Source organism: Methanohalophilus sp. WG1-DM, assembly GCF_004104135.1.
GTDB classification, from domain to species: domain Archaea; phylum Halobacteriota; class Methanosarcinia; order Methanosarcinales; family Methanosarcinaceae; genus Methanohalophilus; species Methanohalophilus euhalobius.
In genome coordinates this window covers 1-737 of the sequence record NZ_RRBA01000039.1, presented here as the reverse complement: position 1 = coordinate 737, position 737 = coordinate 1, and the positions used below count along the sequence as shown (strand labels likewise).

At 38.7% G+C, this 737-nt stretch carries 1 protein-coding gene; it reads right to left on the bottom strand.

Translation table 11 applies throughout. The features are described 5' to 3' along the window. The coding region (locus tag CI957_RS10320) for a transposase (protein WP_164909096.1) at positions 1–737 on the bottom strand (737 nt) is incomplete at both ends.

The following is a 737-nucleotide window of genomic DNA, read 5'->3' as shown; positions in this document are numbered from 1 at the left end:
TTGATCCTGAATCTCTTGGGCAGTTTCTTATTCTTATCAATGGATTTCTGTATATCTTTTGCCTGTTTTATCTGCCTCATAACCTTTCTTGCTCTGGAATCAAGTTGTTCCTTCTGCAATTTCTTTGAAAAATAGAAGTAGTTGACACTACTTGGTTTTACTATCTTGATCCCGTATATTCCATTCTTTGCATTAATCAATTCAGGAGACGATTCCCAGAACGTAGCTATTTTCTTATCATCACTTTTGTTCAGTTTCCTTGCAGTCAGATAATGCATCTCATCTTCTCTTATCAGGGAAGTGTTGTCTACACTATGAGCTCCTTTATCAAAAACTACAAGAGAACCCTCTTCCAGTCTTCTGTTAACCTGTTGATACGTTTTCTTGAAATGTTTCTGATCATTCACATTCCCCTCTTCCACTGTGATACCCACAGGAACATTGATGGGATCAGCAAGTTCACTTATGCCCAGTGTGACCTGTTTCTTATCTGGCCTGTGGTCACGACTGTATCCATGCTTACCCAGTGGTGATTTATCACCATGTAATACGATACTGGTCCAGTCCATGTTGATATTGGTATGTTCGAAATCGTATCTTTCAAACAGTTTATCCTGGATATCGGAAATAATCGTTTCACGATTATTTCCCAGGGTTTCAAGAACCCTGTACAGAGTTCTTTCACTGAATTCAGGAAGAGTAAAAATATCAAGGACTTCCTCCCGATTAATCCATTC